The organism is Pseudomonas sp. 8(2025) (assembly GCF_052665325.1).
Genome location: NZ_JBQOIE010000005.1, coordinates 1 through 25,046 on the forward strand (window position 1 = coordinate 1; position 25,046 = coordinate 25,046).

The 25,046-nt window shown below is 64.7% G+C and carries 22 protein-coding genes; 10 read left to right on the forward strand and 12 right to left on the reverse strand.

The window, feature by feature from the left end; all coding sequences use genetic code 11:
• Positions 1-188 (reverse strand): hypothetical protein (locus tag ACUXVH_RS11555; RefSeq protein WP_445494882.1); only part of this gene is annotated, 188 nt, incomplete at its 3' end.
• Positions 189-202: 14 nt separating this feature from the next.
• Here ACUXVH_RS11555 and ACUXVH_RS11560 point away from each other — a divergent pair.
• From ACUXVH_RS11560 to ACUXVH_RS11570, 3 genes are read left to right on the forward strand one after another with little or no spacing between them, the layout of a single operon-like run.
• Positions 203-862 carry a paraquat-inducible protein A gene (locus tag ACUXVH_RS11560; RefSeq protein ID WP_015637045.1) on the forward strand — a complete coding sequence of 220 codons (660 nt, stop codon included), beginning with the start codon at positions 203-205 and terminating at the stop codon, positions 860-862.
• On the forward strand, positions 849-1,472 hold the full coding sequence (locus ACUXVH_RS11565) for a paraquat-inducible protein A (RefSeq protein WP_065365156.1): 624 nt from the start codon (positions 849-851) through the stop codon (positions 1,470-1,472). Before ACUXVH_RS11560 ends, ACUXVH_RS11565 begins: the two co-directional genes overlap by 14 nt.
• The gene (locus ACUXVH_RS11570; RefSeq protein WP_065365157.1) at positions 1,465-3,768 is read left to right on the forward strand and encodes a PqiB family protein; all 2,304 of its coding nucleotides are present in this window, start codon (positions 1,465-1,467) and stop codon (positions 3,766-3,768) included. The genes ACUXVH_RS11565 and ACUXVH_RS11570 overlap by 8 nt, the downstream gene beginning before the upstream one ends.
• A 155-nt stretch (positions 3,769-3,923) precedes the next feature.
• On the opposite strand, the gene mksF is transcribed toward ACUXVH_RS11570, so the two are convergent.
• Genes mksF through mksB form a run of 3 tightly spaced genes read right to left on the reverse strand, consistent with a single transcriptional unit; the run spans position 3,924 to position 8,738 of the window.
• Positions 3,924-6,767: an Mks condensin complex protein MksF gene (gene mksF, locus ACUXVH_RS11575; RefSeq protein ID WP_015637042.1), complete on the reverse strand. Its 2,844-nt coding sequence runs from the start codon at positions 6,765-6,767 to the stop codon at positions 3,924-3,926.
• Positions 6,764-7,471, reverse strand: coding sequence for an Mks condensin complex protein MksE (mksE, locus tag ACUXVH_RS11580; RefSeq protein ID WP_015637041.1), 708 nt, complete (start codon positions 7,469-7,471; stop codon positions 6,764-6,766). Before mksE ends, mksF begins: the two co-directional genes overlap by 4 nt.
• A complete protein-coding gene (mksB, locus tag ACUXVH_RS11585) occupies positions 7,461-8,738 on the reverse strand; it encodes an Mks condensin complex protein MksB (RefSeq protein ID WP_041120711.1) in 1,278 nt (425 codons plus the stop codon). The genes mksE and mksB overlap by 11 nt, the downstream gene beginning before the upstream one ends.
• Positions 8,739-8,917: 179 nt before the next feature.
• Between mksB and ACUXVH_RS11590 the strand changes: the two genes are divergently transcribed.
• The gene (locus tag ACUXVH_RS11590; protein ID WP_073698975.1) at positions 8,918-9,718 is read left to right on the forward strand and encodes an energy transducer TonB; all 801 of its coding nucleotides are present in this window, start codon (positions 8,918-8,920) and stop codon (positions 9,716-9,718) included.
• Entirely contained in the window at positions 9,715-10,167 is a 453-nt protein-coding gene (rimI, locus tag ACUXVH_RS11595; protein ID WP_011063479.1) for a ribosomal protein S18-alanine N-acetyltransferase, read from the forward strand. The genes ACUXVH_RS11590 and rimI overlap by 4 nt, the downstream gene beginning before the upstream one ends.
• A 138-nt stretch (positions 10,168-10,305) precedes the next feature.
• On the opposite strand, the gene ACUXVH_RS11600 is transcribed toward rimI, so the two are convergent.
• A complete protein-coding gene (locus ACUXVH_RS11600) occupies positions 10,306-10,638 on the reverse strand; it encodes a hypothetical protein (protein WP_011063478.1) in 333 nt (110 codons plus the stop codon).
• A 155-nt stretch (positions 10,639-10,793) separates the two neighbouring features.
• Here ACUXVH_RS11600 and can point away from each other — a divergent pair, with 155 nt between their 5' ends.
• Positions 10,794-11,438 (forward strand): carbonate dehydratase, encoded by a 645-nt coding sequence (gene can / locus ACUXVH_RS11605; RefSeq protein WP_011063477.1) that lies wholly within the window; start codon positions 10,794-10,796, stop codon positions 11,436-11,438.
• Positions 11,439-11,551: 113 nt separating this feature from the next.
• On the opposite strand, the gene ACUXVH_RS11610 is transcribed toward can, so the two are convergent.
• The 5 genes from ACUXVH_RS11610 to ACUXVH_RS11630 all read right to left on the reverse strand — a co-directional run bounded on the left by ACUXVH_RS11610 (position 11,552) and on the right by ACUXVH_RS11630 (position 19,774).
• Positions 11,552-12,724 (reverse strand): hypothetical protein, encoded by a 1,173-nt coding sequence (locus ACUXVH_RS11610; RefSeq protein WP_065365159.1) that lies wholly within the window; start codon positions 12,722-12,724, stop codon positions 11,552-11,554.
• A gap of 118 nt (positions 12,725-12,842) precedes the next feature.
• Positions 12,843-14,564: a J domain-containing protein gene (locus ACUXVH_RS11615; RefSeq protein ID WP_445494890.1), complete on the reverse strand. Its 1,722-nt coding sequence runs from the start codon at positions 14,562-14,564 to the stop codon at positions 12,843-12,845.
• 11 nt (positions 14,565-14,575) lie between these two features.
• The gene (locus ACUXVH_RS11620) at positions 14,576-16,273 is read right to left on the reverse strand and encodes a molecular chaperone HscC (RefSeq protein WP_065365161.1); all 1,698 of its coding nucleotides are present in this window, start codon (positions 16,271-16,273) and stop codon (positions 14,576-14,578) included.
• A gap of 192 nt (positions 16,274-16,465) precedes the next feature.
• A complete protein-coding gene (locus tag ACUXVH_RS11625; RefSeq protein ID WP_401403505.1) occupies positions 16,466-18,169 on the reverse strand; it encodes an acid phosphatase in 1,704 nt (567 codons plus the stop codon).
• A gap of 186 nt (positions 18,170-18,355) precedes the next feature.
• Complete coding sequence (locus tag ACUXVH_RS11630) at positions 18,356-19,774, reverse strand: short-chain fatty acid transporter (protein WP_011063472.1); 1,419 nt, start codon at positions 19,772-19,774, stop codon at positions 18,356-18,358.
• Positions 19,775-19,889: 115 nt separating this feature from the next.
• Here ACUXVH_RS11630 and ACUXVH_RS11635 point away from each other — a divergent pair, with 115 nt between their 5' ends.
• Entirely contained in the window at positions 19,890-20,123 is a 234-nt protein-coding gene (locus tag ACUXVH_RS11635; protein ID WP_041774476.1) for a hypothetical protein, read from the forward strand.
• A 4-nt stretch (positions 20,124-20,127) separates the two neighbouring features.
• Complete coding sequence (locus tag ACUXVH_RS11640) at positions 20,128-21,516, forward strand: aminotransferase-like domain-containing protein (RefSeq protein ID WP_041752577.1); 1,389 nt, start codon at positions 20,128-20,130, stop codon at positions 21,514-21,516.
• On the opposite strand, the gene panB is transcribed toward ACUXVH_RS11640, so the two are convergent.
• Positions 21,504-22,331, reverse strand: a complete 828-nt coding sequence (gene panB, locus ACUXVH_RS11645) for a 3-methyl-2-oxobutanoate hydroxymethyltransferase (RefSeq protein WP_011063469.1) — start codon at positions 22,329-22,331, stop codon at positions 21,504-21,506. The genes ACUXVH_RS11640 and panB overlap by 13 nt on opposite strands.
• Before the next feature lie 175 nt (positions 22,332-22,506).
• On the opposite strand from panB, the gene ACUXVH_RS11650 reads away from it, so the two are divergent.
• Positions 22,507-23,835 carry an MFS transporter gene (locus ACUXVH_RS11650; RefSeq protein ID WP_053153842.1) on the forward strand — a complete coding sequence of 443 codons (1,329 nt, stop codon included), beginning with the start codon at positions 22,507-22,509 and terminating at the stop codon, positions 23,833-23,835.
• A gap of 168 nt (positions 23,836-24,003) precedes the next feature.
• A complete protein-coding gene (locus ACUXVH_RS11655) occupies positions 24,004-24,522 on the forward strand; it encodes a hypothetical protein (RefSeq protein WP_065365164.1) in 519 nt (172 codons plus the stop codon).
• Positions 24,523-24,594: 72 nt separating this feature from the next.
• Here ACUXVH_RS11655 and ACUXVH_RS11660 read toward each other — a convergent pair whose 3' ends face one another.
• Positions 24,595-25,011: a lysozyme inhibitor LprI family protein gene (locus ACUXVH_RS11660; RefSeq protein WP_015637031.1), complete on the reverse strand. Its 417-nt coding sequence runs from the start codon at positions 25,009-25,011 to the stop codon at positions 24,595-24,597.
• Between the last annotated feature and the right edge of the window lie 35 nt (positions 25,012-25,046).

A 25,046-nucleotide genomic window follows, 5' to 3' on the forward strand; every position in this document is an offset into this window, starting at 1 on the left:
CATCGCCGATGGTAGTGTGGGGTTTCCCCATGTGAGAGTAGGTCATCGTCAAGATTAAATTCCGAAACCCCAACTGCACATGCAGTTGGGGTTTTGTTTTTGCGCGCAAAAAAATTGCTCTTATTCGCAAACAAATTTGCACAGTTATTTTCGGATTGGAACACTAGAATAACCGTTACTTTCTCCACTCCCAGAGCCTTCTATGCCAGAACCGGTTGACGCCCCCGGGTTGTCAGAATTACCACTGGACGACCTGGTTGCCTGCCATGAATGCGACTTGCTGATGCGCAAGCCCAAGCTCGCCCTCGGTGAGAAAGCCCAGTGCCCGCGTTGTGGCTATGAGCTCTACGCGCACCGGCACAATGTGGTCGAACGCAGCCTGGCCCTGGTGATCGCGGCCTTGTTGCTCTATGTGCCGGCGAACTTTCTACCCATCATGCAGCTCAATCTACTGGGACAGTCTTCCGAAGACACGGTCTGGAGCGGTGTGCAGGGGCTGTTCGACACCGGTATGGAAGGCGTGGCGGTGGTGGTGTTCCTGTGCAGCATGGGCATTCCCCTGCTCAAGTTGATTTGCCAGCTTTTAGTCCTGCTGAGTATTCGTTGGGACATCGGCCGCAGTTACGGCCTGCTGCTCTATCGCATTTATCACCATCTGCGCGACTGGGGCATGCTCGAGGTCTACCTGATGGGGGTGCTGGTGGCCATCGTCAAGTTGGCCGACATGGCATCCATTACCGTGGGCCTGGGCCTGGTGTGTTTTATCAGTCTGTTGTTGGTGCAGGTCTGGCTGGAGGTGGTGATGTCGCCTCACCAGATCTGGCAAGCGTTATCGGGAGAGGACATACATGCGGGCGATTGAGGCAGGGATTCTGATCTGTACTGAATGCCACGAGTTGAATCGGCAGGAGGCTGACAGCGAAGAGCAGACCTGCACTCGCTGCGGGGCCACGGTTCATCCTCGTCGCCCCAATAGCATACTGCGCACCTGGGCGTTGCTGCTCACCGCCGCGATCCTCTACATCCCGGCCAACGTGCTGCCGATCATGACCGTCAGTTCCCTGGGCCAGGGTGACCCCAGCACCATCATGTCCGGGGTCATCCAGCTGGTGCAGCACGGCATGTTTCCCATCGCTGCGGTGGTGTTCGTCGCCAGTATCCTGGTGCCCACCTTCAAGCTGGTGGGCATTGCCCTGTTGTTGTTTTCGGTGCAGCGTCACCAGCCGCTCTCGGCCCGACAGCGGATCATCATGTACCGCTTTATCGAGTTCATCGGCCGCTGGTCGATGCTGGATATCTTTGTCATCGCCATCCTGGTGGCGGTGGTCAACTTTGGCCGGCTGGCCAGCATCGAGGCCAATCTCGGTGCGGTCGCCTTTGCCAGCGTGGTGATTCTGACCATGCTGGCTGCAGTAACTTTCGATCCCCGACTGATCTGGGATAACACGGAGTCGGACGACGACCATGAGTGATTTGCCTACCGCCAAAACCCGCCCGGCCTCCAACTGGTCGGCTATCTGGGTATTGCCCCTGATTGCCCTGATCATCGGCGGCTGGCTGGGCTGGCGTGCCTACAGCCAGACCGGTATCGAGATCCAGTTGCGCTTTGAAAGCGGCGAGGGGATCCAGGCCAACAAGACTGAAGTGGTCTACAAGGGCATGCCCGTAGGTAAGGTCAAGACCCTGGCTCTGGACGATGAGGGCAACTCCAAGGGAGTGATTGCCACGGTCGAGATGAACAAGGACGTCGAACAGTACCTGAAGACCAACACCCGCTTCTGGCTGGTCAAACCCAGTGTCAGCCTGGCCGGGATCACTGGCCTGGAAACCCTGGTCTCGGGCAACTACATCGCCGTCAGCCCCGGGGATGGCGAGCCGAGTCGCAAGTTCAAGGCCCTGGCCGAAGAACCTCCTTTATCTGATGCCAAACCGGGCCTGCACCTGACCATCAAGGCCGAGCGCCTGGGGTCGCTGAACCGTGGCAGCCCGGTGTTCTACAAGCAGATCCAGGTTGGCCAGATCAAGAGCTTCCTGCTCTCCGAAGACCAGAACACGGTAGAGCTCAAGGTCTATATCGAGCCCACCTATGCCAATCTGGTGCGCAAACACACACGTTTCTGGAACGCCAGCGGCATCAGCATCGACGCCAACCTGTCCGGGGTAAAAGTACGCAGCGAGTCCCTGTCCAGCATCGTCGCCGGGGGGATCGCCTTTGCCACGCCGGAGAATCGCAAGGACAGCCCGCCCACCGACCCAAGCCTGCCGTTCCGTCTGTATGAGGACTTTGACGCCGCCCAGGCCGGGATCCGGGTCAAGGTCAAGCTCACCGATTTCGAAGGCCTGCAGGCCGGGCGCACCCCGGTGATGTACAAGGGCATCCAGGTGGGCAGCCTGAAGGCCCTAAAGGTCGACTCCGACCTGAGCAGCGCCACCGCCGAGCTGACTCTCGATCCCCTGGCCGAGGATTACCTGGTCCAGGGCACCCAGTTCTGGACCGTCAAGCCTTCGATCTCCCTGGCCGGCATCACCGGTCTTGAGGCCCTGGTCAAGGGTAACTACATCGCTATCCGTCCCGGTGACAAGGGCGCTGCGCCCCAGCGCGAGTTCGAGGCCCGGGCCAAGGCCCCGCCGCTGGACCTGCGTGCCCCCGGCCTGCACATGGTGCTGTTCACCGACAACCTGGGGTCCCTGGATGTCGGCAGCCCGATTCTCTATAAACAGGTCAAGGTCGGGTCTGTGCAGAGCTACCAGTTCTCCCACACCCGCAAGCAACTGGTGATCGGCGTCCACATCGAGAAGGAATATGAAGGGCTGGTCAACGGTTCGACGCGCTTCTGGAACGTCAGTGGCATCACCCTGACCGGGGGCCTGACCGGTGGTATCCAGATCAAGAGCGAGTCGCTGCAAAGCCTGATGGCGGGTGGCATCGCCTTCGAGACCCCGCTGCCCAACGTGCCGCTGAAAAAGCGCATTCCACGTTTCCGCCTGTTCGCCAACCAGGAGGAGGCGGCGCAGCGCGGCACCCTGGTGAGCATCAAGGTTGATCGCGCCGACGGCTTGCGGGCCGGCACGCCTGTACGCTTCAAGGGCCTGGACGTGGGCAAGCTGGAAGAAGTGACCCTCAGCGCCGACATGCAATCGGTCATGCTCAAGGCGCGGATCACCGAAGTGCCCGAGCGCATCGCCCGGGTCGGCAGCCAGTTCTGGGTGGTCAAGCCGGAGTTGGGCCTGATGAAGACCTCGAACCTGGAAACCCTGGTCACCGGCCAATACATCGAGGTCCAGCCTGCGACGAAGAGCCAGGGCGTGCAGACCAGTTTTGTCGCCTTGCCGCAACCGCCGGAAGCCAGCGTTCAGGAAGCCGGCCTGAGCCTGGTGTTGAGCGCTGCTCGGCGTGGCTCGCTGAAAGTCGGAGTGCCGGTAACCTACCGCGAAGTGGCGGTGGGCAAGGTGACCGGTTACGAGCTGGGCCAGACGGCCGATCGGGTACTGATCCACATCCTCATCGAACCCAAGTACGCACCGCTGATTCGTAGTGGTACGCGCTTCTGGAACAGCAGTGGATTTGGTGTCGACTTTGGCCTGTTCAAAGGGGCGACGGTGCGTACCGAATCCCTGGAGACCCTGATCCAGGGGGGGATTGCCTTCGCGACGCCAGATGGCGAGCGCATGGGCAACCCGGCGCGGCCTCAGCAGACCTTCCCGCTGTTCGACAAGTTCGAAGAGGAATGGCTGACCTGGGCACCGAAGATCCCCCTGGGCAAATAACCTTCCTGTAGGAGCCGGCTTGCCGGCGAAGAGGCCCTCAGCCCTGCGTCGCGCCAGAGGACGCCTTCGCTGGCAAGCCAGCTCCTACAACAGCTTTCCCATAAAAAAGGCCGCGTTCGGAAGAGCGCGGCCTTTTTCGTTGCAGCGTTACGAAATCAGACTTCGTCCAGCTCCGCTTCTGCTTCCGGCTCTGCGTTCAGCACGGCCTTGACCTGATCGTGACGACGGATGAACTTCCAGTCGGCCTCGTCGATGTAGATGCCGTTCGGTCCGCTGCCACCTTCCAGGTCGATGGCCACCTGAGCCGAAACCTGGGGCTTCACACTGGCCAGGATTGGCACGAAGCCCAGTTGCAGGCTGGTTTCCAGCAGCGCCGCCTGGTTGCGCTCGTCGATGTCCGCCGCCTCGTCGAGGTAGTAAGGCAGGCGGATGCGCCCGGCCTGGTCGCGGTCCATCAAGTGCAGCAACAGGTACATGTTGGTCAGCGCCTTGATGGTCATGGTGGTACCGTTGGACGCCGCGCCATCGATGTCGGTGTGGATGACCGGCTGGCCGTTGACCTTGGTGATCTCGAACGCCAGTTCGAACAGGTCCTTGAGGCCCAGCTGGTTGTGGTTGGCCGCCACCAGCCGCGCCAGGTACTCCTTGGCTTCTTCGTTCTTGTTGTCCTGCTCGGCGCTCTGGCTCAGGTCGAACACCGACAGGGTCTCGCCTTCTTCGTATTGCCCGGCGCTGTGGATGATCTGGTCGATGTGCTTGAGGGCTTCCTTGTTCGGCGCCAGGACGATGCGGAAGCTCTGCAGGTTGGACACCTGGCGCTTGTTGATCTCGCGGTTGAACAGCGCCAGCTGGTGTTCCAGGCTGTCGTAGTCGCTGCGGATATTGCGCAGGGTCCGGGCGATATCGGTGACCGCGGCGCGGCGCGCCTTGCCCAGGGTCAGGGCTTCGTCGGTGCGGTGGGCGTAGGCGTTGATCAGCAGCTGCAGGCGCCGCTCTACGTCATCCTCACTGTCGAACTTGGCCACGCCCTTGAGGCGCACCTGGGCATACAGCGCCTCGATCTGCCCGTCGACCCGCTGCAAGCCCTGCCAGCTGTCCTGGTAGTCGTTGAGCAATGGCAGCAGGTTGTCCATGGAATCGTCCACCGGGTCCATGAACGGCGTGCCGAAGGGCAGGTCTGCCGGCAGCAGTTGACGGCGACGCAGAGCGTCGTCCAGGGTGCGCTGCTTGGCTTCCATGTCGGCGATCTGCCGGCCCACCAGTTGCAGCTTGGCGGACAACTGCTGGACGCGCTCGGTGAAGGCGTCGCTGGAGCGCTTGAGTTCGTCCTGGGCGGCCTCCATCTGTGCCAGCTGCTCCAGCTTCTCGCCTTCCTCGGCGCTCAGAGTCTGAGCGCGGCGGAAGTCTTCCAGGGCCTTCTGGGCATCCAGTACCTGTTGGTACAGGGCTTCGGTCTGGGTCTTGCTGGCGGCGCGGTCGGCGGCCACGGCGGCCTGGGTCTTGAGCTGCTTGAGCTCTTTTTCCAGGCGTTCTTTCTGATCCCGCAGGGCGGCGCGGTCGGCCAGTGCCTGCAAGGCTGGCGGTTCGATGTGGGAGATGTCGATCGACAGCCCCGGCACTTCGAAACGCTCGCCCTTGAAGCCGTCGAGGATCAGCTCCACCGACTTCACCCACTCGCCGTTGTCGTCCAGGGCAATGCCATGCTCGCCCAGGGGCAGGCTGAACAGCGCGCTGTTGAACAGGCGCATCAGGCGCTCCACGTCCTGCTGGGAGAACTCTTCCCGCAGGCGGGCGTAGCTGTTGTTGTCGGCATGATCGAGCTGCTGCTTCACCGACTTCAGGCGTTTTTCCAGGTCCCGCAGGCGCTCTTCCAGGTCTTCGGCGGAGAATTGCCGGGACTGGGCCAGGGCGCCGGCCAGTTCGTCGTGAGCATCCTTGGCCGCCAGCAGTTGCTGTTCCAGGACCTTGACGTCATCCACAAGGGCGAAGCGGTGCTTGAGCACCGACAGCTCACCCAGCCAGCGCTGGGTGCCGGTGATTTCCCGCTCCAGGCGCATCATTTCCTGGGTGCTGCTGCGCTGGTCGTTCTGCAGCGCGTCCTGCTCGTTGCGGTAATGCTCGGCCTGGATGGTCAGCTCTTCCTTGCGGGCGCCGGCGTAGTCCGACCAGGTGCCCAGCAGCGAGTCCAGCAACGGTGACAGGCGATGCAGTTTGCCCCGCAGAATGTCCCGCTGCTTCACGCCGTTGGCCAGGGCCTCCACCAGGGGGCCGGCGGCCACCAGGGAGTTGTAGTCCTGCTCCATGCGTCGTACGTCGCGGAAAGCTTCGTCGCACGCGGCGATGTAGTCGACGCTGCCGGAGCGCAGGCTGTGCTCGAAGGCGTCGAGGAACAGCTGCTTGAGCTTGGCCGCGGTGATCTCGCGCATGTGCAGCAGGTTGATGAACAGCGCACGGAAGGTCTTCAGGCTCTGTTCGCTGGTGGAGCGCAGCGGGATCAGGGTCAGGTCCAGGGGGATCGAGGTGTGGCCGCCCACCAGCAGGCGCCGCAGTTCATCGGGCTTGAGCTCATAGGCCTTGAGGCCCTGGCGCTCCAGGTTGGTGAACAGCTCTTTCTGCCGCAGGCAGGTGTCGTCCTTCTGGTAGTGCGCCAGGTCCAGCTGGCCGGCGTAGGCGAAGAACTGGTGGCCGAAACCGCCGCCCGGGCCGCGCCCGACCACGCCGATCACATGGGGGCCGTGGGGCAGCGAGACTTCCACCAGGATGTAGCTGGTGTCGGAAGCGAAGTAGAAGCGCCGGGATTGTTCCAGGCTGTACTTGCCGAAGCTCATGTCCGACATGCGCGCCAGGATCGGGAATTGCAGGGCGTTGATCGACGCCGACTTGCCCAGGTTGTTGGCCCCGTAGACCGACAGCGGCTCTTCCAGGGGGAACAGGCCGAGGCTGTAGCCGGCGGTGTTCAGTAGGGCAAAGCGGCGGATGCCGTAGCGTTCCTTGCTCATGCGTCGAGCTCCTGTTCTTCGGCGATGGCTCGGGCCAGCGCGTCTTCTTCACTTTCTTCGGACTCGTCGAATTCGCTCAGGTCCAGCGGGTCATCGGTCTGCAGCAGTTTCTCGTCGCTGTCGTTGTCCACCAGCACCGGGGTCGGCAACGGCAGCACGCTGTGCAGGCTGGCGGCCAGGTCGCGGTCCTGCTGCACCGACAGGCAGACATCGAGGAAGCGGTGCATCGGCGGCAGGAAGCGATAGATCCCCGGCTCCTCGGCGGCAAAACCCAGCTGGGTCATGCGGCGCATGATCTTTTCTTCCAGCTCTTCCTGGGTCTGCACTTCGGCCTGGATGAACAGGTCGCGGTATTTTTCCAGCAGCGACGGCAGTTCGTCGCGGCCCAGGCTGCCGCCGTCGAGCACGGCGATCGGGTCGCGGCCCTGGTCGGCCAGGTGCTCCACCAGGATGAAGGTGAACAGCGCCAGGCGTTGGGCGGTCTTGTTCACCTGGGCGGCGGCGTTGTCCGGCACGAAGTAGTAGAAGCCGCGGGTATCGCACACCAGCTCGAAGCCCAGGGCCTTGAACAGGGTGCGGTACTGGTCCTGGAAGTTCGACAGTTGGGCGTACAGCTCCGGGTCGCGGCGGCTGACGTGGTAACCCTTGAACAGCTCGCGGAAGATCGGCGCCAGCTGGGACAGTTCGGAAAGATCAAGATGCATTGGCGTTGCTCGCAGAATGCTCGGCGGCGTCATCGCGGGCCGAGAGCAGGGCGAAGGAGCGCAGGCTGACCTGGTGCTCCTGGGTGTGGTAGTCGCGGCGTTCGAGGCGCTCGCGCTTGAAGCGTTTTTCCCGGGACAGGCGCGAGAACCAGTACAGCAGTTCGTCGGTGGCGCCATCGGGCTCCTGGTCCAGCAGCCAGCTCATCAGGTCCGGCATCGGCAGGGCGTCTTCGCAGCGCTCGAGCATTTCCCGGACCGTGCGCGGTGCCTTGGGGGCCACGCCCTTGTGGGTCTTGTGGGCCTTGGGGAAGCGCGCGGGCTTGGGTTCGAAGCGGGCCAGGGCGTAGACATAGGCTTCCACCTGGCCGGAGCTGCCGAGGAAGGTGCTTTGCGGACGGGTGAACATCGGCATGGCGGCCTGGGGCACGGCGTCGATGCCCTTGCGGCGGATGGCCGACAGGGCCAGCGCCGCGCCGCGGGTCACGGCGTTATGACGGCGCGCCTCCTCACGCAGCGGCAGCAGCAGTTCCCGGGCATGGCGCAGGGTCAGCTGGGCGCTGGTCTGCATTTCCAGGATCCGCGCGTGGGTGCGCAGCAACATGTCGTCGTCCACCAGGTGGCCCAGGCGCTGCTGTTCGGTGAGCATGCGCAGCAGGACGTTCTCCACCTTGCGCACGCCCTGTTCGAAGGCGCCGTCGGCGTTCACCAGCTGGATCATCGGTTCAACGTATTCGTCCCAGGTGGCCAGCACCTCGGCATAGCGCTGGCGCAGGGGGATCTGCCGGTCGCTGGTCTTGGCCCGCTCGGCCACGGCCACCAGGGCCTGTTCGTCGTTGGCGAGCTTCTTCAGGACATCGCGCACGCGCATGTCCAGCAGCCGCAGCTGGCGCGCCAGGTCGTTGCCGTCGCGCACGTCGAAGGCGTCCTGGATGTAACCGGCCAGGCGCTCGAGGTGGCGCAGGTAGGCTTCGATTTCCAGGCACAGGCCCAGGCGGTGCTCACGGCGCAGGTAGGCGAGGAAGTCGTGGATCTGCGCATTGAGCTCGAAACGGTTCGGGCTTTTCGCCACCGGGACCAGGATGTCCAGGCGTATCCATACATCCAGCAGGTGGGTGATGTCCTGGGGCGTGCTGTCCAGTTGTTGGGCAGACAGCTGTGAACGCAGTTCGGCAAGACTCAGGGTGCCTTGGTCGAAGTGCTCGCACAGCGGCTCCAGAAGTGCCCAGTGTTCGGCGAGGGCGCGCAAGACGCGCTTGGGTTCGATCATCGGAATGGCCGGCTGGTTGGCAATGAAAAGCGGCGATTGTACTGCATCAGGGGGCTGACGATTCACCCCCAGGTCCAGGTATGAGACGGACAGTCGCTTTTGTGCGCAATCAACTGCGGGCGATCTTCGGCGAAGGACGGTAGAATCCCCCTCCTCAGTTATCCACAAGTGGCCGACCTTTGCTTATCGAGTCCCGTCGTCGCGCTTATCTGTCCGCCATGCAGGTGGTCAGTTGGCTGCCGCGCAGCGAATTGCCCTTTGCCGCCCCTTCGCGCCCCGAGTTGCTGGCCCTGCCGGAACCGGAGGTGGAGGCGCCGCCTGCCCCTGTGGTCGAGGCCAAGGCCCCCGCGGCGCCGGCTGCAAGGAACGTCGAACGGCCGAAGATCGAGGTGCCGCGCCCCTCCACCGCCCCTGCGCGCCCAGCCAGCAAGGCGCCGATCGAGGGCGAAGAGGCCCCGGCCCCGGTGGTCAAGGCCCCGGTGGTACCGCCGCCGCGTTTTGCCCTGCAGTTGCTGCGGGCCGGCCGTTGCCTGCTGCTGGTGGAGTTACCCACAGGCGAAGCCTTCCAGAGCCGCGACCCGGCCTACCTGTTGCTCAAGGACATGCTGCGCGCCGCCGGCCTGCCGGACAGCCCGCAGATCCTCGCCGAGCCGGTGCGCTGGCCGATGCTGACCCGGGGCAACCTGGACCAGGGCCCCGAGGCTGCGCGGGATTTCGTCCAGGCCTTTGTCGGCGTGCGGATCGAGCAGGAACCCTGTGTCTGCCTGTGGCTGATCGGCCTGCCGGCGGTGCGATTTGCCGGCGAGGCGAATGCCGAATCCTACAACCGCGAACTCCAGGTCGAAGGCCTGGGTTCGGCCTGGGCCCTGCCTGGCCTGGAACTATTGATGGAAGAGCCACAGCGTAAGGCTGATGTCTGGCAAGCCATGCGTCGCTTGATGACGCGCTGGAAAAGCACTGATGAGCAAAATGACCAATGAGTGACGCGTTGACCTTCCGCCTGGCCACCGAAGCGGACCTGGATAGCATCCTGAAAATCGAATATGCGGCGTTCAGCCACCCCTGGACCCGGGGCATTTTCATGGATGCCTTCAAGTCCTACGAGGTCTGGCTGATGTTCGAAGGCAGCCAGCAAGTGGGCCACGGGGTGATCCAGGTGATCATCGACGAAGCGCATCTGCTGAACATCACCGTCAAGCCGGAAAGCCAGGGCCGCGGCCTGGGCCTGCGGTTGCTGGAAGAGCTGATGAAGCGCGCCTACCAGAAGGACGCCCGGGAGTGTTTCCTGGAAGTGCGCTCCAGCAACCAGACCGCCTATCGGTTATACGAGCGTTATGGCTTCAATGAAGTGGGGCGCCGCCGCGACTACTACCCGGCGGTAGGCGGTCGCGAAGACGCCCTGGTCATGGCCTGCACGCTGGTCGACTGAGCCTCTAACCGCACGCGGGCCGCTGCAGGATCTGGCTTGCCAGCGAAGGCGCCATTCGGGGCGATGCACGGCTTGAGGGCCTCTTCGCCGGCAAGCCGGCTCCTGCGGGAGAGCGCGTCATTGAATGCGGTGCAGGGCTCAGGGCTTGCCGTCCAGCGGGTCGCGGCGGGCCAGTTCGGCTTCATCCAGGCCATTGCCGCCACCAATGTTCTCTTCTTCGACAATACTCAGGTCCCAGTCGGCCGGTTTGTCGGCACCGGCCTCATGGGCGGAGCGGGCGCCGTCTTCGCGGATCAGGGTTTCCGGGCTCAGGTCATCATCGCTTGCACCGTCGTCCGTGACGCGGTTGCTGGCGCGGGCGGCGGGTTCGTCGTCATCGAAATGCAGCTCCTCCATGGAGCCCATGCGGTCCTGATCGTCGTCGATGGGTTCGGGCTGGGGGGCGTTGTAGGGGCGTCGTGATTCGTTCATGGCGATTACTCATACTTCGGGACTGGATAAAGGGTGGACCCTTGCACGCCCCTGAAGATTCCCCCGCAAGGGATGGCCGGTATCTGTAGCAATAGGCGTGACCTCGACGGGCGGCCGTCTGTCAAACCAGCGCATCATTCTTGAGGCTTCACAGCATGAACGAACTACAAGATCTGATTGATAACAACGAGCGTTGGGCCGAAGCGATCAAGCAGGAAGATCCGGACTTCTTCTCCAAACTGGCTCGCCAGCAGACCCCGGAATACCTGTGGATCGGCTGTTCGGACGCGCGGGTGCCGGCCAACGAGATCGTCGGCATGCTGCCGGGCGATCTGTTCGTGCACCGCAACGTGGCCAACGTGGTACTGCACACCGACCTCAATTGCCTGTCGGTGATCCAGTACGCGGTGGATGTACTCAAGGTCAAGCACATCCTGGTTACCGGCCACTACGGCTGTGGCGGCGTGCGCGCCTCTATGCAGGATCGCCAGCTGGGCCTGATCGACGGCTGGCTGCGTTCGATCCGCGACCTGTACTACGAGCACCGTGAAGCGCTGGGGCAGTTGCCCACGGAAGAAGAGCGGGTCGACCGCCTGTGCGAGCTGAACGTGATCCAGCAGGTGGCCAACGTCGGCCATACCAGCATCGTGCAGAACGCCTGGCATCGCGGGCAGAGCCTGTCGATCCACGGTTGCATCTATGGCATCAAGGACGGTCGCTGGAAGAGCCTGAATGCCACCATCAGCGGCTTCGAGCAGTTGCCGCCGCAGTATCGGCTGCGTCCGGTGGGCGCGGTCTGATCGTCGCTGGCCCCAGGCGGCGATAGGGCGCAGGCTTGCGGGCTCTGTCAGAGCACCGCGACCCTGCGGGTCGATCGCAGCCTGCGGCAGCGGCTACAGGTTGAGCGGCCGGCTCAGAGGTGCGGTACCTCGGTGCTTGGCGCCGGTGCCGGGGCCTTGAGCTGGTTGAGCTGGGTCTTGACCGGTGCACTGGTGCATTTGGCCGCGGCTTGCTGCTCGCTCAGCTTGCGCACCGAGGTGTAGAACAGCTCGCAGGTCTGCACTTTCTGCGTCACCTGCCAGGTCTGGGTGCAACTGCCGAGCAGGGTGCTCGGGTCCGTCCCCGGCTTGCTGCCCATGCCGGCCTGCCAGCAGGCCGCGCTCAGGTCCTGGCCCATCACTTTCAACCCCGCGGCATCGGCCTTGGCCTGGTCATCGTCGTAGTTCGCCGGGTCTGCCGCGTACCAGATATAGCTCGGGTGGTTGGAGCCCAGCACCGGCACCTTGACCCCCTCGCTGGGGCTGATCTGTGCCAGGCCCAGCACATTCACCGTGACCCCGTACTGCTGCTTGAGCCAATTGCGCACCGGTGCGCCGAAGGCCACCATCGGCAGGGCCGCGCCGCTGGTACTCTGGCTGATCTGCTTGACCATGCTGGTCTGGTAGCTGTTGAAGTAGCTGTAGACCCCCTCCAGGTCCTTGCCGGCACTCGATGGCGCGGCAATCGGCGCGATGTCGACGATGGTCTGGTAGGCCGGGGTCTGCTCGGCGGCGATGCCGTTGGCCGTCAACAGGGTTGCCCAGTGGTCGGTGGTGGCCGACTCCAGATAGTCCTGGGCCTGGGTCAATGAATAGTCCGGCGGGAAGTGCAGCAGCTCGACGCTCTTGCGGTTTTCCAGGGCCATGCCCAGGGGCAGGAACAGGTACCAGCTGTAGGCCCATTTGCCATCGGCATTGAGCTGGCTGGCGCCCTTGTAGGCCAGGTCGCCGGCATCCAGCAGGGCACTCAGGGGCTTGTCGTAGCCGTCCGGCACACCGCTGATGGAGGCCAGGACCTTGTCGCCGGTGGTCTTGACACTGACTTTTGCAGCGCTGTAGCCGTCACGCTGCACGCTCTGGGTCAGGTAGTGAGCCACCGTCTCCTCCAGGGTCCAGTTGCGATAGCAGATCACGTTGCAGTTGTTGGGGTAGGCGAAGAGTTGGGTGACGCGCTGGGGGCTGCCCAGATCGACTTCGACATCGGCCTGTGCCGTCGCGCTCAGGGCAGCAGCGGTCAGCGCCAGGGTCATTCCTGCGAATTTGAACATGCTCAGATCCTTTTCAGCGTGAACCCCTTCGAAGGGGGGGGCAGGACATACTGAAACAGCACCGAGCGGAGAAACAGCCGGGAGTGAAAAAATATCCATTGCCCCGGCCGCGCAGGGTTCAACCAGGCATGAGGCGCGTCCAGGGAAACCCCGGGGCATGGAGCTGACAGACCCGGATGACCACGATCATGACGACCAGATAGATCGGCTGCCAGGGGCTGAAGTGATTCCAGTGCAAGGCGCCCAGCCAGGGGCTGCGGGCACAGAAATCCGGGTCCGGCTGGCCGATGCGCCGCGAATGCAGCAGGCCGATCAGCACAAAGCCCAGGTAGGCCAGTATCCCCAGGGCCCCCAGCCAATAGCCGAACAGGCCCAGCATGACCGCTTGCGGCACCCCGTGGCGCAGCACCAGCCAGTGCTGGTGCGGATTCAGGCGCTTGGGCACCAGGCGCTCGCTCAACCACAGGTCGATGGCCAGCAGGCGGGCGATCGCAGGGGCCCAGGTGTTGAGCAGGATCAGCCCGAAAATCGCCAGGACACCCCCACAGAACAGCCCCATCATCACTGCAAGTTCTTTGCTGTGTTGAGGCTTGTTCATGAAGTACAGGCTCAGGGCCAACCCCATGGCGACCCCTGACCTGATCCAACTGTCCACGCCCTGCGGACGCGGCATCAGGTTCTGCCAGAAAAACACATCGCTGCGAGGCAGCCGCTCCAGCAGCGCCGGGAAACGCGAGGCCAGGGTCTGCGACAGCTCCATGCAGGCCTGCCAGTGTTCGTCTTCGAAGTGCCGGGTCAGGGCGACCTGGCGACGTCGGGGCATGGGGTTCAGCAGCAGGCGAGACGCGGCAACGTCCGGCGTCGCTTCGCCGGGTTCCCCGGCGTTGGCCAGCAGCTTCTGATAGAAGGCCTCCTGCTGGCAGCGCTCGATCAGCGACTGCCAGAGCCACGCCGGTTCAGGGGTGTTGCCACGGCTTTCGTCCCAGCCGAACAACTGGCATACCCGATCGAACAAGGGTACCTGCCAGGCTTGCTGCTGCAGCAACTGCAGCATTTCATGCTGCCAGTTCTGGCGATGATCGAAGATCCGCAGCCAGGGTTGTGCGCAGTAGCTCGTCAGGCGTTCGAGGAAGGCCCGCTCCTGGCCGGCTTGCAGCAACGCTTCCAGCGTCCGGCGGTATTCCTGCAACAGCGTCTTGACCAGGAATGCCTCTTGCCAGGCCTCCATGGGCGGTTGTTGCCAGGGTGTCAGCCAGTCCAGATGCTCGGCGGCCCAGCCGATGATCGCGGCGTATTGCTCGGGGTGGGCGCAGCACGCCACCAGCAGGCGCTGCAGGAAATCGTCCTCGCAACCCTCCTGCCGAGCCTGTTGCCAGCGCTCTGGCAGGTTCTCGACGCCCAGCCCCTTGAGCAGCGGCAATGCGCTAGTGGCTGGAGCGGGTAGGGGGGCGGGATCCTGCGGGGCGGGCGGGACCCAGTCCGCCAGCGGTTCGACGGACAGCGGGACGTCTTCAAGCAGGCTGGCCCATTGCTGGGCCTGGGAAGGGCCCCTCGGCGTTGGCCGCGGGGCGGCCGCGTCCATCTCTATCAGGCCCGACCAGGCCTGCAGGTTGTCCGGGGGCGGTGCCTTAGTGGAGGCGGTCTGGATCACCTCGACTTCATCCGCGATCTCTTCCCGCCAGCGGGCCAGTTGCAGCGCCTGCTCATAGGCTTCACGCAGGCGCTGGAAGCCTTCGGCATCCTCGTCCGGACGGGTGATCTTCAACTGCCGGGCATAGCTGCGCTTGATGCTGCGTTCGTCGGCGTCCTCGGGCAACTCCAGCAGGGACCAGCAATCCATGTTGCCGCTCCTCAGTGCCAGTGGCCGTTTTCCAGGTGTTGCAGTTGTTCACTGAGCTGGCTGCGCACTTCGCGGATCTTGCGTTCGTCCTGGGTTTCCAGCACTTGCTGGAATTGCCCGGCCCAATAGCCGATCTGTTCGCGCAACTCCCCCAGGCTCTCCTGATACAGGCGTTCCAGTCGGGCGCTGAGCAGCGTGTTGACCTGCTGGTCGCGGGGGTGAATCTTCAATTGCGCCAGGGCCTTGAGGCGCTCCTGGATTTCTTCCGGAGTCAGCACGCCGGGGTTGTTTTCGATCACCAGGGAATGGCTTTCCCCGGTCAGCGGGATGCTCACCTGGGCTTCCAGAAGGCCGTTGATGTCGTAGGTGAAGCGCACGTCCAGCGAGACTTCGCCGGCGGGGCGCTTGGGCACGCGCATTTCCAGCTGGCCCAGGGCGACGTTGTCGCGTACCAGGCGGCTTTCGCCCTGGAAGATCTTCAGTAGCACCTGCTCCTGGTTGTCATGCAGGGTCTGCACGGTCTTGACCCGGCTTACCGGCACCACGCTGTTGCGCTCGATGATCGGCAGGTAGTGCCCGCTCTCGATCTGGTTGCCGTATTGCTGGGAGGTCTCGATCCCCAGGGTGTAGGAGCAGACGTCGGTCAGCACCACTTCTTCCAGGGCCGCCGAGCGTGCCTTGAGGGCCGCCTGGACCGCCGCGCCCTGGGCCACCACCTGGTCGGGATCGAGGCTGATGGAGGGAAAGCGCCCGAACAGCCCGGCCGCCAGCTTGCGCACCAGGGGCATGCGGGTGGCGCCGCCCACCAGGAGGATTTCATCCAGGTCGCTGACGCGGATCCGTGCATCGCGCAGGGCGCGTTCGATGGGCGTCCGCAGGCGCTCCAGCAGCGGCGCATAGAGGCTGGCCAGTTGCGCCTGGGTGATGGTCTGGGTCCATTGCCGGCCATCGACCCGCAGGCTGAATTCGGCACTGGGCTCCTGGCCGAGGGCGCGGCGCACGCGCTCGGCTTCCCGGCGCAGTGCCTGGAGCACGCTCTGGCGTTCGGGAAAGCCCGCGGCCTGGGCCTGCTGTTCGAGGAAGTGTTCCAGCAGCAGGTTGTCGAAGTCCTCGCCGCCGAGGAAGTTGTCGCCGGCGCTGGCGCGGACTTCCATGACCCCGTCGAACAGCTCCAGGATCGACACGTCGAAGGTGCCGCCACCGAGGTCGAAGACCAGGAACGAGGTTTCCCGGTCACGCTGGTGCAGGCCGTAGGCCAGGGCTGCGGCGGTGGGTTCGTTGATCAGTTTTTCCACCTTGAGCCCGGCCAGTTCGCCGGCAATCCGCGTGGCCTTGCGCTGGGCATCGCTGAAGTAGGCTGGCACGCTGATCACCGCTTCCTCCACCGGTTCGCCATAGGCCCGCTCAACGTCTTCCTTGAGGCTCTTGAGCACCAGGGCCGAGAGTTCTTCGGGGCGGTAGGTACGTTCCCCCAGGCGCACTTCGGTGGCGCTGCCCATATAGCGCTTGAACAGCGCCGTGGTGAGCTGCGGGTGCGTGTGCAGGCGCTCCCTGGCGGCTTGCCCCACCAGGATCCGGCCTTCGTCGTCCAGGCCCACCACGCTGGGGGTGAGCAGTTCTCCCAGGGCATTGGGCACCAGCTCGCTGGCGGTTTCGCGCCAGACCGCGACCAGGCTGTTGGTGGTCCCCAGGTCGATACCTACGATCATGACGACGAACTCCCTTTCCAATCGGAAAACAGATGAAACAAATAGGTGGCGCGCAGGATATTACCCGCCGGGTGGATGGGTAAAGTGGGTGATGTTATATGGCTATCATTTGTGCCGGTGCCGCAGAACCGAAGCCGGGCTTGGGTTTCGGTTCTGCGGTGGCAGGTGGGCCCGTTGCGGGCCCGGCCGGGGTCAGGCCGTGAAGTGCAGGGCGTTGGTCAGGTCGCCCATGGGCTTCTGGCCCCGGGCGATCATGGCCTGGTCACGTTCCTTGATGCCGTCCAGGGTTTCCAGCTGGAACACCCGGGTGATCAGCCGCAGGATCGAGGCGGTGTCGTAGACCGTGTGGTCCACCGTGCCCTTGCGAGCGAACGGCGATACCACCAGGGCCGGAATCCGCGTGCCCGGGCCCCAGCGGTCGCCCTGGGGCGGCGCCACGTGGTCCCACCAGCCGCCGTTTTCGTCAACGGTGACGATCACCACCATGTTTTTCCACTGCGGGCTTTCCCGCAGCACTTTCAATGCCCGGTCGATATGCCGGTCGCCGGCGGCCACATCGGCATAGCCGGCGTGCAGGTTGAGGTTGCCCTGGGGTTTGTAGAAGGTCACCGCCGGCAGCTTGCCGGCCTCGGAATCGGCGAAGAACTTGTTGGTGCTCGACTCATCGCCCAGGCCGCCGTCGCGCAGGCGCTTGGCCCGTTCGGCGGGGTTTTCCGGGCCCTGGCGCACGAAGTAGTTGAAGGGTTGGTGGTGGTACTGGAAGTTGGGGATCTTGGGAATCCCGCCGGAATCCTTGAACTGCTCCAGGGTCGCCTGCCAGGCGCCGCCGTACCAGGCCCAGTCGACGTTCTTCTTCGACAGCTTGTCGCCGATGTGTTCGTGGGTTTGAGGCACCAGTACGCTGGGCAGGTCCGGCTTGGCGTAGTCCGGGCGCTCCGGGTCGCGGATCCAGGTTGGCCAGTAGGGCGGGGCCATGGTATTGACCGCGTAACCGTCCGGGGTCAGGGCGCTGGGACCGAACTGCGGAGCGCCATCCATGGCACTGGCCGGGGACTTGTCCAGGGGCTTGAGGCGGGTGCCCTTGGGGTCGTCGCCCTGCAGGGTGGCGATCTGCGACTTGGCCACCGAGTTGGCGGCATCGGGGTAGAACGGCACCTTGGCGCTGATCAGGTACTGGTGGTTGAGGAACGAGCCACCGAATGCCCCCTGGAAGAAGTTGTCGCAGAGCACGAACTCCCGAGCCACGTCCCACAGGCGCAGGGAGTAGCGGGTCTGGGCATAGTGGCCCATGGTCAGGGCGCCGGAGTCGGCCCAGGCCACGAAGCTGTCGTTCTTGCCGCCGTTGATCTGCATCTGGTTCTGGTAGAACACGTGCCACAGGTCGCGGGTCACCAGGCCCAGGGGCAGGTCCTCGCCACTGGGCCCCTTGAGGGCGAAGGGGGCATTGGGCAGGTTTTCCTGGAACTGGGTTTCCACCGGGTAGGTGATGCCGTCCAGGGTCTGCGGGCCCACCTGGAGAATGCCGCCCCAGATCGGCGGCAGTTTCTGCAACAGGTTGCCGTCGCGGTCGCGCTGCTGGAAGTCTTCGGGCTTGAGGGCCGAGAGCGGTTTCTCCACCCCGGGAAAGTTGGCGAACAGGTTGTTGAAGCTGCGGTTCTCGGCGAACAGTACCACTACGTTTTTCACCTGCTCCTGCAGCGCCTTGTCCAGTTCGGCCGGGGACAAGGGGCGTTCCACCGGCGGTTTGCCTCCTGGCTCGCCGGGCTGGCCGCAGGCGCTCAGGGTGGCGCCGACCCCCAGAACCGCAACGCCGCCTAGGAAGCGGCGGCGGCTGGTATCGGCAGGCTGGTCGGTGGCGGATTCGGGGGTGTCGCGCAGGTCGGTATCGTCGCTCATGTCGGCTCCTTGCTCGGCTCTCTGAGGATTCGTTACAAAGTATTTCGGTCGCACGGTAACAACCGAATATGACGCAAAGGCTACAGGAATGCGGCACGGCCTGGCTGTCTGGGCCCTGGATAAATCTGCGATTGGGCCGGCGGGCCGTTATCCACAGGCCCGCTGTGCAGCGGGCCTGTGGCTCTGTCAGGGAATGACCGGCGGCAGGTAGGACAGGGTGGTCCCCAGGGCCCAGAGCAGCACCAGCACCAGGGGCGCATGCACCAGCAACTGGACAAAGGAGAAGCCGATCAGGTCCCGGGCCTTCAAGCCCAGCACCCCCAGCAGCGGCAGCATGTAGAAGGGGTTGATCAGGTTCGGCAGGGCCTCGGCGGCGTTGTAGATCTGTACCGCCCAGCCCAGGTGGTACTGCAGGTCATTGGCCACCTGCATCACGTAGGGCGCCTCGATGATCCACTTGCCGCCGCCCGAAGGAATGAAGAAACCCAGCACCGCCGAGTACAGCCCCATCAGCAGCGCGTAGGTGTCGTGGGAAGCGATCTGCACGAAGAAGGTCGAGATGTGGTGGGCCAGGGTCTGGCCGTCCACGCCCTTGACCACGGTCATCAGCGCGGCGATCGAACCGTACAGCGGGAACTGGATCAGCACCCCGGTGGTGGTGGGCACCGCGCGGGCCACTGCATCGAGGAAGCTGCGCGGCCGCCAGTGCAGCAGGGCGCCGGCCATCAGGAACAGAAAGTTGTAGGTGTTGAGCCCGGAGATCGCGGTGATCGCCGGTTTGGTAGCGAACTCGTGATACAGCCAGCCGGCCGCCAGCAGCGCCAGGAGAAGGGTCAGCAGCGGGCTGTATTCCAGCCATTCGCCAGGTCGGGTCCGGGGTTGCGGCTTGGGCATGCTGAAGCTCGGGTCGACCCCGCAGGCCTGGGCATCCCGGGCGCTGCCGGGGCCGGGCGCCGTGGCGTAGGCGACGATCAGCGAGACCACCACCAGGGCCAGCAGCAGGACGCCGGATTGCCAGAGAAAGATGGTCTGGGTGAAGGGAATGACCCCGGTGATGGCCAGGATCGACGGTGGCAGGCTGCCGGGGTTGGCCTGCAACTGCGCCGCCGAAGACGACAGCCCCAGGGCCCAGACCGCGCCCAGGCCCAGGTAGGCGGCAGCGCCAGCGGCGCGGTAGTCCATGCGCAGTTCGGTACGCCGGGCCAGGGCCCGCACCAGCAGGCCACCGAACACCAGGGACAGGCCCCAGTTGAGCAGGGAGGCGACCATGGAAATCAGCGCCACCCAGGCCACCGCCGAGCGGCCGTTCCTGGGAATGCGCGCCAGCTTGTCGATCAGCTTCACCGCCGGCGGCGAGCTGGCTACCACATAGCCGCCAATGACCACGAAGGCCATCTGCATGGTGAAGGGGATCAGGCTCCAGAAGCCGTCGCCAAACGCCATGGCGGCATCGGTGGGCTTGGCGCCCATGGCCAGCGTGGCCAGGGCAACGATGATCACCGCCAGCGCGGCGAACACCCAGGAGTCGGGAAACCAGCGTTCGGCCCAGTTCGAGCAGCGCAGGGCAAAGCGGGCGGAGCGGCTATCTTGAATATCAGCGGCCACGTGAGTACCTCGGATTTCTTATGTTTATAAGGAGGTCGGCCGCCCCAGGCAGAGGCGGCCGAGAACTGTGCAAGAATGCGGCAATTGCCACGGACTGCAAAGGATCTCAACGCCCATGTCATTTTCCCCCGAAGAACGCGCCGCACTGCTCAAGGTCAAGGGTGTCGGTTCTACCGTGGTCGCTCGCCTGGAACAACTGGGCATCACTTCCCTGGCCCAGCTGGCCGCCGCCGATGCCCTGCACATCGTCACCCAGGCTTCGGCCCTGGTGGGTTCCAGTTGCTGGAAGAACAGCCCCCAGGCCCGCGCGGCGATCCAGGCGGCGATCGCCATGGCCAAAGGCAACTGAAGCGGTGCAGCGCCACCCGTCTTTCGCCTATCAGGCGGTCTACCGCTACCTGTTGCAGTGGATCGACAACGCCGCCAGCGATCAGGAGCAACGCCTGCCGTCATTGCGCGAACTGGCGCAGCGGCTGAAGGTTTCCCTGTCCACCATCAAGTACGCCTACGCCCTGCTGGAAGACGAGGGGCGCATCTGTTCGCGGCCGCGCCAGGGCTATTTCACCCGGGCCCTGGCCGCCGCGACCGTGCCCGAGGCCGGTGAGGATCTGCTCGACAACCTCTATGCCCAGGCCCGCCTGCCGGGGCGCCTGGCGCTGTGCAGCGATGCGCCGGCGATGCTGCTGTCGCTGGAGCAACCCTTGCTGATGACCGAGCGCGAACTGGCCCGCCAGTACCCGCGCAACCAGGCACCGCTGTACCAGCCCCTGGGCGAGCAGGAGCTGCGCAGCGAACTGGCCCGGCGCTACACCTGCTCCAGCCGCGACTACTGGCAGGCCGACCAGGTGTTCCTGGGGGCCGATCTGCACAGCGTGGTGGAGTTGGCGTTGCGGGCGCTGGACCTGGACGGCGGCGTGGTGCTGGTGGAGTCCCCGTGTTCCTGGGCGATCCTGCGCCAGTTGCGGGCGGCGCGCCTGCGGATTATCGAGCTGCCCCTGGATGCCGGCGGGCGCTTCGATCTGCAACAGGTGCAAGCGCTGCTTCAGCGCGAGCCGGTGCGCCTGGCGGTGTTCTCCTCGACGGTGAACATCCCCCACGGCAGCCTGATGCCCGCCGCCGACAAGCAGCAGTTGTGCCGCTGGTTCGCCGAGCGGGGGATCTGGCTGCTGGAGAACGACAGCTACGGAGCATTCAGCTTCGTGCCCGGCGCTGCTCGCTATCGGGATTTCGCCGACCCCGAGCGCCTGCTGGTGTTCGCCAGCCTGGACAAGGCCATCGGCGCCGAGGCGCCCTTGAGCTACGTGCTGAGCCGCAGCCTGGGCCCGGCCTTGCAGCGCCAGTGCCTGGAGCGGCGCTTTCGCCTGTCGCCGATCCGCCAGAAGGCCGTGGCCCGGCTCTTGAGTTCCGGTCGCGTAGACCAGCACGTGCTGAAACTGCGGGGCATGCTGCAACAGCGGATGAAGCAGTTGCAGCAACTGCTGGACGAGCAGGCCGGCGGGCTGTTGCATGCGCCGCTTGCCGCCGGCGGCGCGACCTTGTGGGTCGAAGCCAGGCGCCCGGTGCCGATGACCCGGGTCTACGAGCGCCTGCTGGCCGACGGCATCGTCATCGCCCCGGGGGCGATCTTCAGCCAGCAGGGCTTGTGGCAGCAGCACCTGCGCCTGAGCTTTACCCTGGACTGGAGCAAGGATATCCAGGGCGCCCTCGGGCTGTTGGCGCGGGCGGTGAGTCAGGCCTCCTGAACCACCCCATAACAATGCTGCAACTGCGGAAAGGCCTGCTCCCGAACCTCTGCGGCGAAGCGTTCGCAGGCCTGGCTGATCAGGGCGCCGGCATCGGCGTATTGCTTGACGAAACGCGGCACCTGGGGCCCGCCCAGCCCCAGCAGGTCTTCGGTCACCAGTACCTGGCCGTCGCAGGCCGGGGAGGCGCCGATGCCAATGGTCGGCATCGGCGAGAAGTCGCTGATGCGCCGCGCCAGGGGCTCCGCAACCCCTTCCAGCAACAGGCTGAAGGCGCCGGCCTCGAGGTGGGCCCGGGCATCTTCCTCGATCTTGCGGGCCGCCTCGCTGTCGAGCCCCTGGGCCTTGAACCCGCCCATTTGGTTGACGAACTGCGGCATCAGGCCGATATGCGCCATCACCGGAATGCCCCGCTGCACCAGGAACTCCACGGTGGGCGCCAGGGCCCGGCCGCCCTCCAGCTTGAGGGCGGCGCAACCGGTGCGGGCCATCACCTCGGCGCAATTGCGGTAGGCCTGTTGCGGGGATTCCTGGTAGCTGCCGAAGGGCATGTCGGCAATCACGCAGGCCAGGCGGCTGCCGGCCACCACCGCGCGGGTGTGGGCGATGATTTCCGCCAGGCTCATGTCCAGGGTCGAGGTGCGCCCGTAACCGACCATGGCGGTGGAATCACCGATCAGGATGAAATCCACGAAGGGGTCCATCAGCCGCGCCATGTGGCTGGTATAGGCGGTGAGGGAAACGATCTTCTGCCGGCCTTTCATGGCCACCAGTTGCGGGACGCTCAGGCGCTGGGTGCGGGTATGGCTGCTCATGACGACTTTCCTGATTCTGCTTGGGTGGGAAAGTGCCCGATTATTGGCCTGGCGCGCGGCCGTTCAAGGTACAGAAAACCCCGGAAAACCAACCCAGGGCCGGGAACGGGTTGTTCCCCGGATCTTTTGCGTAGACCATGAGCGCCTTTGCTTTGTGCTGCCATCGAGTTGCTTTATGACCCCTTCCACTGAGTCGTCGCCGGCGCGCTTTTCCCGCTCCGACTACAAGACCCTGGGCCTGGCCGCCCTGGGCGGTGCCCTGGAAATCTACGACTTCATCATCTTCGTATTTTTCGCCCTGACCCTGAGCCAGCTGTTCTTTCCCCCGGAAATGCCCGAATGGCTGCGCCTGCTGCAGAGCTTCGGGATCTTCGTCACCGGCTACCTGGCCCGGCCCCTGGGCGGCATCCTCATGGCCCATTTCGCCGACCGCCTGGGGCGCAAGAAGGTCTTCAGCCTGAGCATCCTGATGATGGCGCTGCCCTGCCTGCTGATCGGCATCATGCCGACCTATGCCCAGATCGGTTATTTCGCGCCCTTGCTGCTGCTGGCGCTGCGGGTGCTGCAAGGTGCCGCCGTGGGCGGCGAAGTGCCCAGCGCCTGGGTGTTCGTCGCCGAGCACGCGCCGCGGGCCCATCGCGGTTATGCCCTGGGCTTTCTCCAGGCCGGGCTGACCTTCGGCTACCTGCTGGGCGCCCTGACCGCGACCCTGCTGGCGCGGGTCTTCAGCCCCGAGGAAATCCTCGACCACGCCTGGCGCTATCCCTTCCTGCTGGGCGGCGTGTTCGGCGTGATCGGCGTCTGGCTGCGCCGCTGGTTGAGCGAAACCCCGGTGTTCGTGGCGCTGCAGCACCAGCGCGATGCCGCCGCCGAACTGCCCCTGCGCACCGTGTTGCGGGAACACCGGCTGGCGATCCTGCCGGCGCTGATCCTCACCTGCGTGCTGACCTCGGCGGTGGTGGTGTTCGTGGTCATCACCCCGACCATGATGCAAAAAAGCTTCGGCATGAGCGCCAGCCACACTTTTGCCCTGAGCAGCCTAGGGATTGTCTTTCTCAACATTGGTTGCGTGCTGGCGGGGCTGGTCGTCGACCGCCTCGGCGCCTGGCGCACGGTGATGCTCTATAGCCTGCTGCTGCCACTGGGCATCGCCGTGCTCTATGGCTGCCTGATCAGCGGCGGCGCCTGGATCGGCCTGGCCTATGCCATCGCCGGCCTGGGCTGCGGCGTGGTGGGGGCGGTGCCGTCGGTGATGGTGGGCCTGTTTCCGGCGCGGATTCGCGTGTCGGGGATCTCCTTCACCTACAACATCGCCTATGCCCTCTGGGCCAGTACCACGCCGTTGCTGCTGATCGCCCTGATGCCCTGGAGCCCCTGGATCTGCGTGATCTACTGCGCAGTGATGGGAGCGGTGGGAGTCGTCAGCGCCGCTTACTTCGGCGGCCGTGTGGGTGAGGAAGGGCCTGCGGCAGCGAGAGAAAGCTGCATGGCTGACCAACGCTAGGACTTTTCTTCGGCCTGCTGTGATTCAGCGAAGCGGCGAGCTAGAGCCTTCACCAAAACGCCTCTTGATCCCGCGTGAAACCGGGCTGGAAAAGGGCTTTCAGCCCCCGGTTTTTTCCCGCTAATCTCCCGGAACGCGCGGCCTGCGCTTGGGTTTCCGGGAGCTGTCTTGATTCGTTCGACGCTGTGTTCCTTGCGAAATTTCTCCGCCTTGGCGCCACTGTTACAAGTGGCGCTGATGAGCTTCGTGCTGGGGTTGGTGTTTGCCCTGATCCAGGCCTGGACCTGCACGCAACTGGACTACGGCCTGGAGGGCGCCAGCCCCGACAGCTTGCGCGCCCGGGTGATCGCAGTGGAGGCCGGGGCGCTGCTGGTGGAGGAACTCGACACCGGGGAGCGCCAGCGCTTGCGCCTGAACCGCGAACTGACCCGGCTCCAGCTGCCACTCGCTCAACTGCCGGGGCAGACCCTGGTACTCAGCCACCTGCGGGGGTACCTGCTCAGTTGTCGCCGCGACGATCAACCCGGGTGCAGCGCCCTGTGTTCCAGCGCCGCAGAGTGCCAGCAGCGCCTGCGCCAGGGCGACTCGTGTGTTGGCATGCTGGGCTTTGCCTGGCTCGTCAGCCTGATTTGCGGGCTGCTGCATGGCTCGGGGCATCGACCGTTCTGGCCGCGAGCGGGCTCCTGAGGCCGCTTTCGCGGGCAAGCCCGTTCCTGCAGGTGCTCCGGCTTGCCGGCGAAGAGGCCCCCGGGCCTGCTGTCATTCGGGCAGCAGTTGTTCCAGATAGCGGGTGCGTTCGGTGCTCAGGCGGGTCACGCAGAGGTTGATCAGGGTCACATGGGCCGGCTTGCCCGGTTCCACTTCGAAGGCCTCCAGCACGCAGGTGCTGTCGCGGTATTTGATCCAGGCGCGTTGGGCGTTCTTCAATTTGCCGAGGTATTCCTGTTCTTGCAGCAGGCTGCTGGGGTACAGGTTGTGCACCCGGACCAGCAGCGCCTGATAGCTCTGGTTGAGTGCGGCGTCGGCCCGCTCCTTGTCCTGCTGGGCGCAGCGGTCGACCTGTTCGCTGACGCTGATGTGCTCGCAATCCAGCGCTGCGGCCTGGGCAGGCGCCCAACCAGCGGCGCCTGCAATTACGGCGATGACGAGGCCAAAGATCCAGGGCTGATAAGGCATGTCGGTCCCTTGCGCTGAGAATGAAGCGGGCATTC

Coding starts and splice junctions, on each gene's coding strand:
- ACUXVH_RS11560 (WP_015637045.1), top strand. CDS start 203: ATGCCAGAACCGGTTGACGCCCCCGGGTTGTCAGAATTACCACTGGAC.
- ACUXVH_RS11565 (WP_065365156.1), top strand. CDS start 849: ATGCGGGCGATTGAGGCAGGGATTCTGATCTGTACTGAATGCCACGAG.
- ACUXVH_RS11570 (WP_065365157.1), top strand. CDS start 1,465: ATGAGTGATTTGCCTACCGCCAAAACCCGCCCGGCCTCCAACTGGTCG.
- mksF (WP_015637042.1), bottom strand. CDS start 6,767: ATGAGCAAGGAACGCTACGGCATCCGCCGCTTTGCCCTACTGAACACC.
- mksE (WP_015637041.1), bottom strand. CDS start 7,471: ATGCATCTTGATCTTTCCGAACTGTCCCAGCTGGCGCCGATCTTCCGC.
- mksB (WP_041120711.1), bottom strand. CDS start 8,738: ATGATCGAACCCAAGCGCGTCTTGCGCGCCCTCGCCGAACACTGGGCA.
- rimI (WP_011063479.1), top strand. CDS start 9,715: ATGAGTGACGCGTTGACCTTCCGCCTGGCCACCGAAGCGGACCTGGAT.
- ACUXVH_RS11600 (WP_011063478.1), bottom strand. CDS start 10,638: ATGAACGAATCACGACGCCCCTACAACGCCCCCCAGCCCGAACCCATC.
- can (WP_011063477.1), top strand. CDS start 10,794: ATGAACGAACTACAAGATCTGATTGATAACAACGAGCGTTGGGCCGAA.
- ACUXVH_RS11610 (WP_065365159.1), bottom strand. CDS start 12,724: ATGTTCAAATTCGCAGGAATGACCCTGGCGCTGACCGCTGCTGCCCTG.
- ACUXVH_RS11615 (WP_445494890.1), bottom strand. CDS start 14,564: ATGGATTGCTGGTCCCTGCTGGAGTTGCCCGAGGACGCCGACGAACGC.
- ACUXVH_RS11620 (WP_065365161.1), bottom strand. CDS start 16,273: ATGATCGTAGGTATCGACCTGGGGACCACCAACAGCCTGGTCGCGGTC.
- ACUXVH_RS11625 (WP_401403505.1), bottom strand. CDS start 18,169: ATGAGCGACGATACCGACCTGCGCGACACCCCCGAATCCGCCACCGAC.
- ACUXVH_RS11635 (WP_041774476.1), top strand. CDS start 19,890: ATGTCATTTTCCCCCGAAGAACGCGCCGCACTGCTCAAGGTCAAGGGT.
- panB (WP_011063469.1), bottom strand. CDS start 22,331: ATGAGCAGCCATACCCGCACCCAGCGCCTGAGCGTCCCGCAACTGGTG.
- ACUXVH_RS11650 (WP_053153842.1), top strand. CDS start 22,507: ATGACCCCTTCCACTGAGTCGTCGCCGGCGCGCTTTTCCCGCTCCGAC.
- ACUXVH_RS11660 (WP_015637031.1), bottom strand. CDS start 25,011: ATGCCTTATCAGCCCTGGATCTTTGGCCTCGTCATCGCCGTAATTGCA.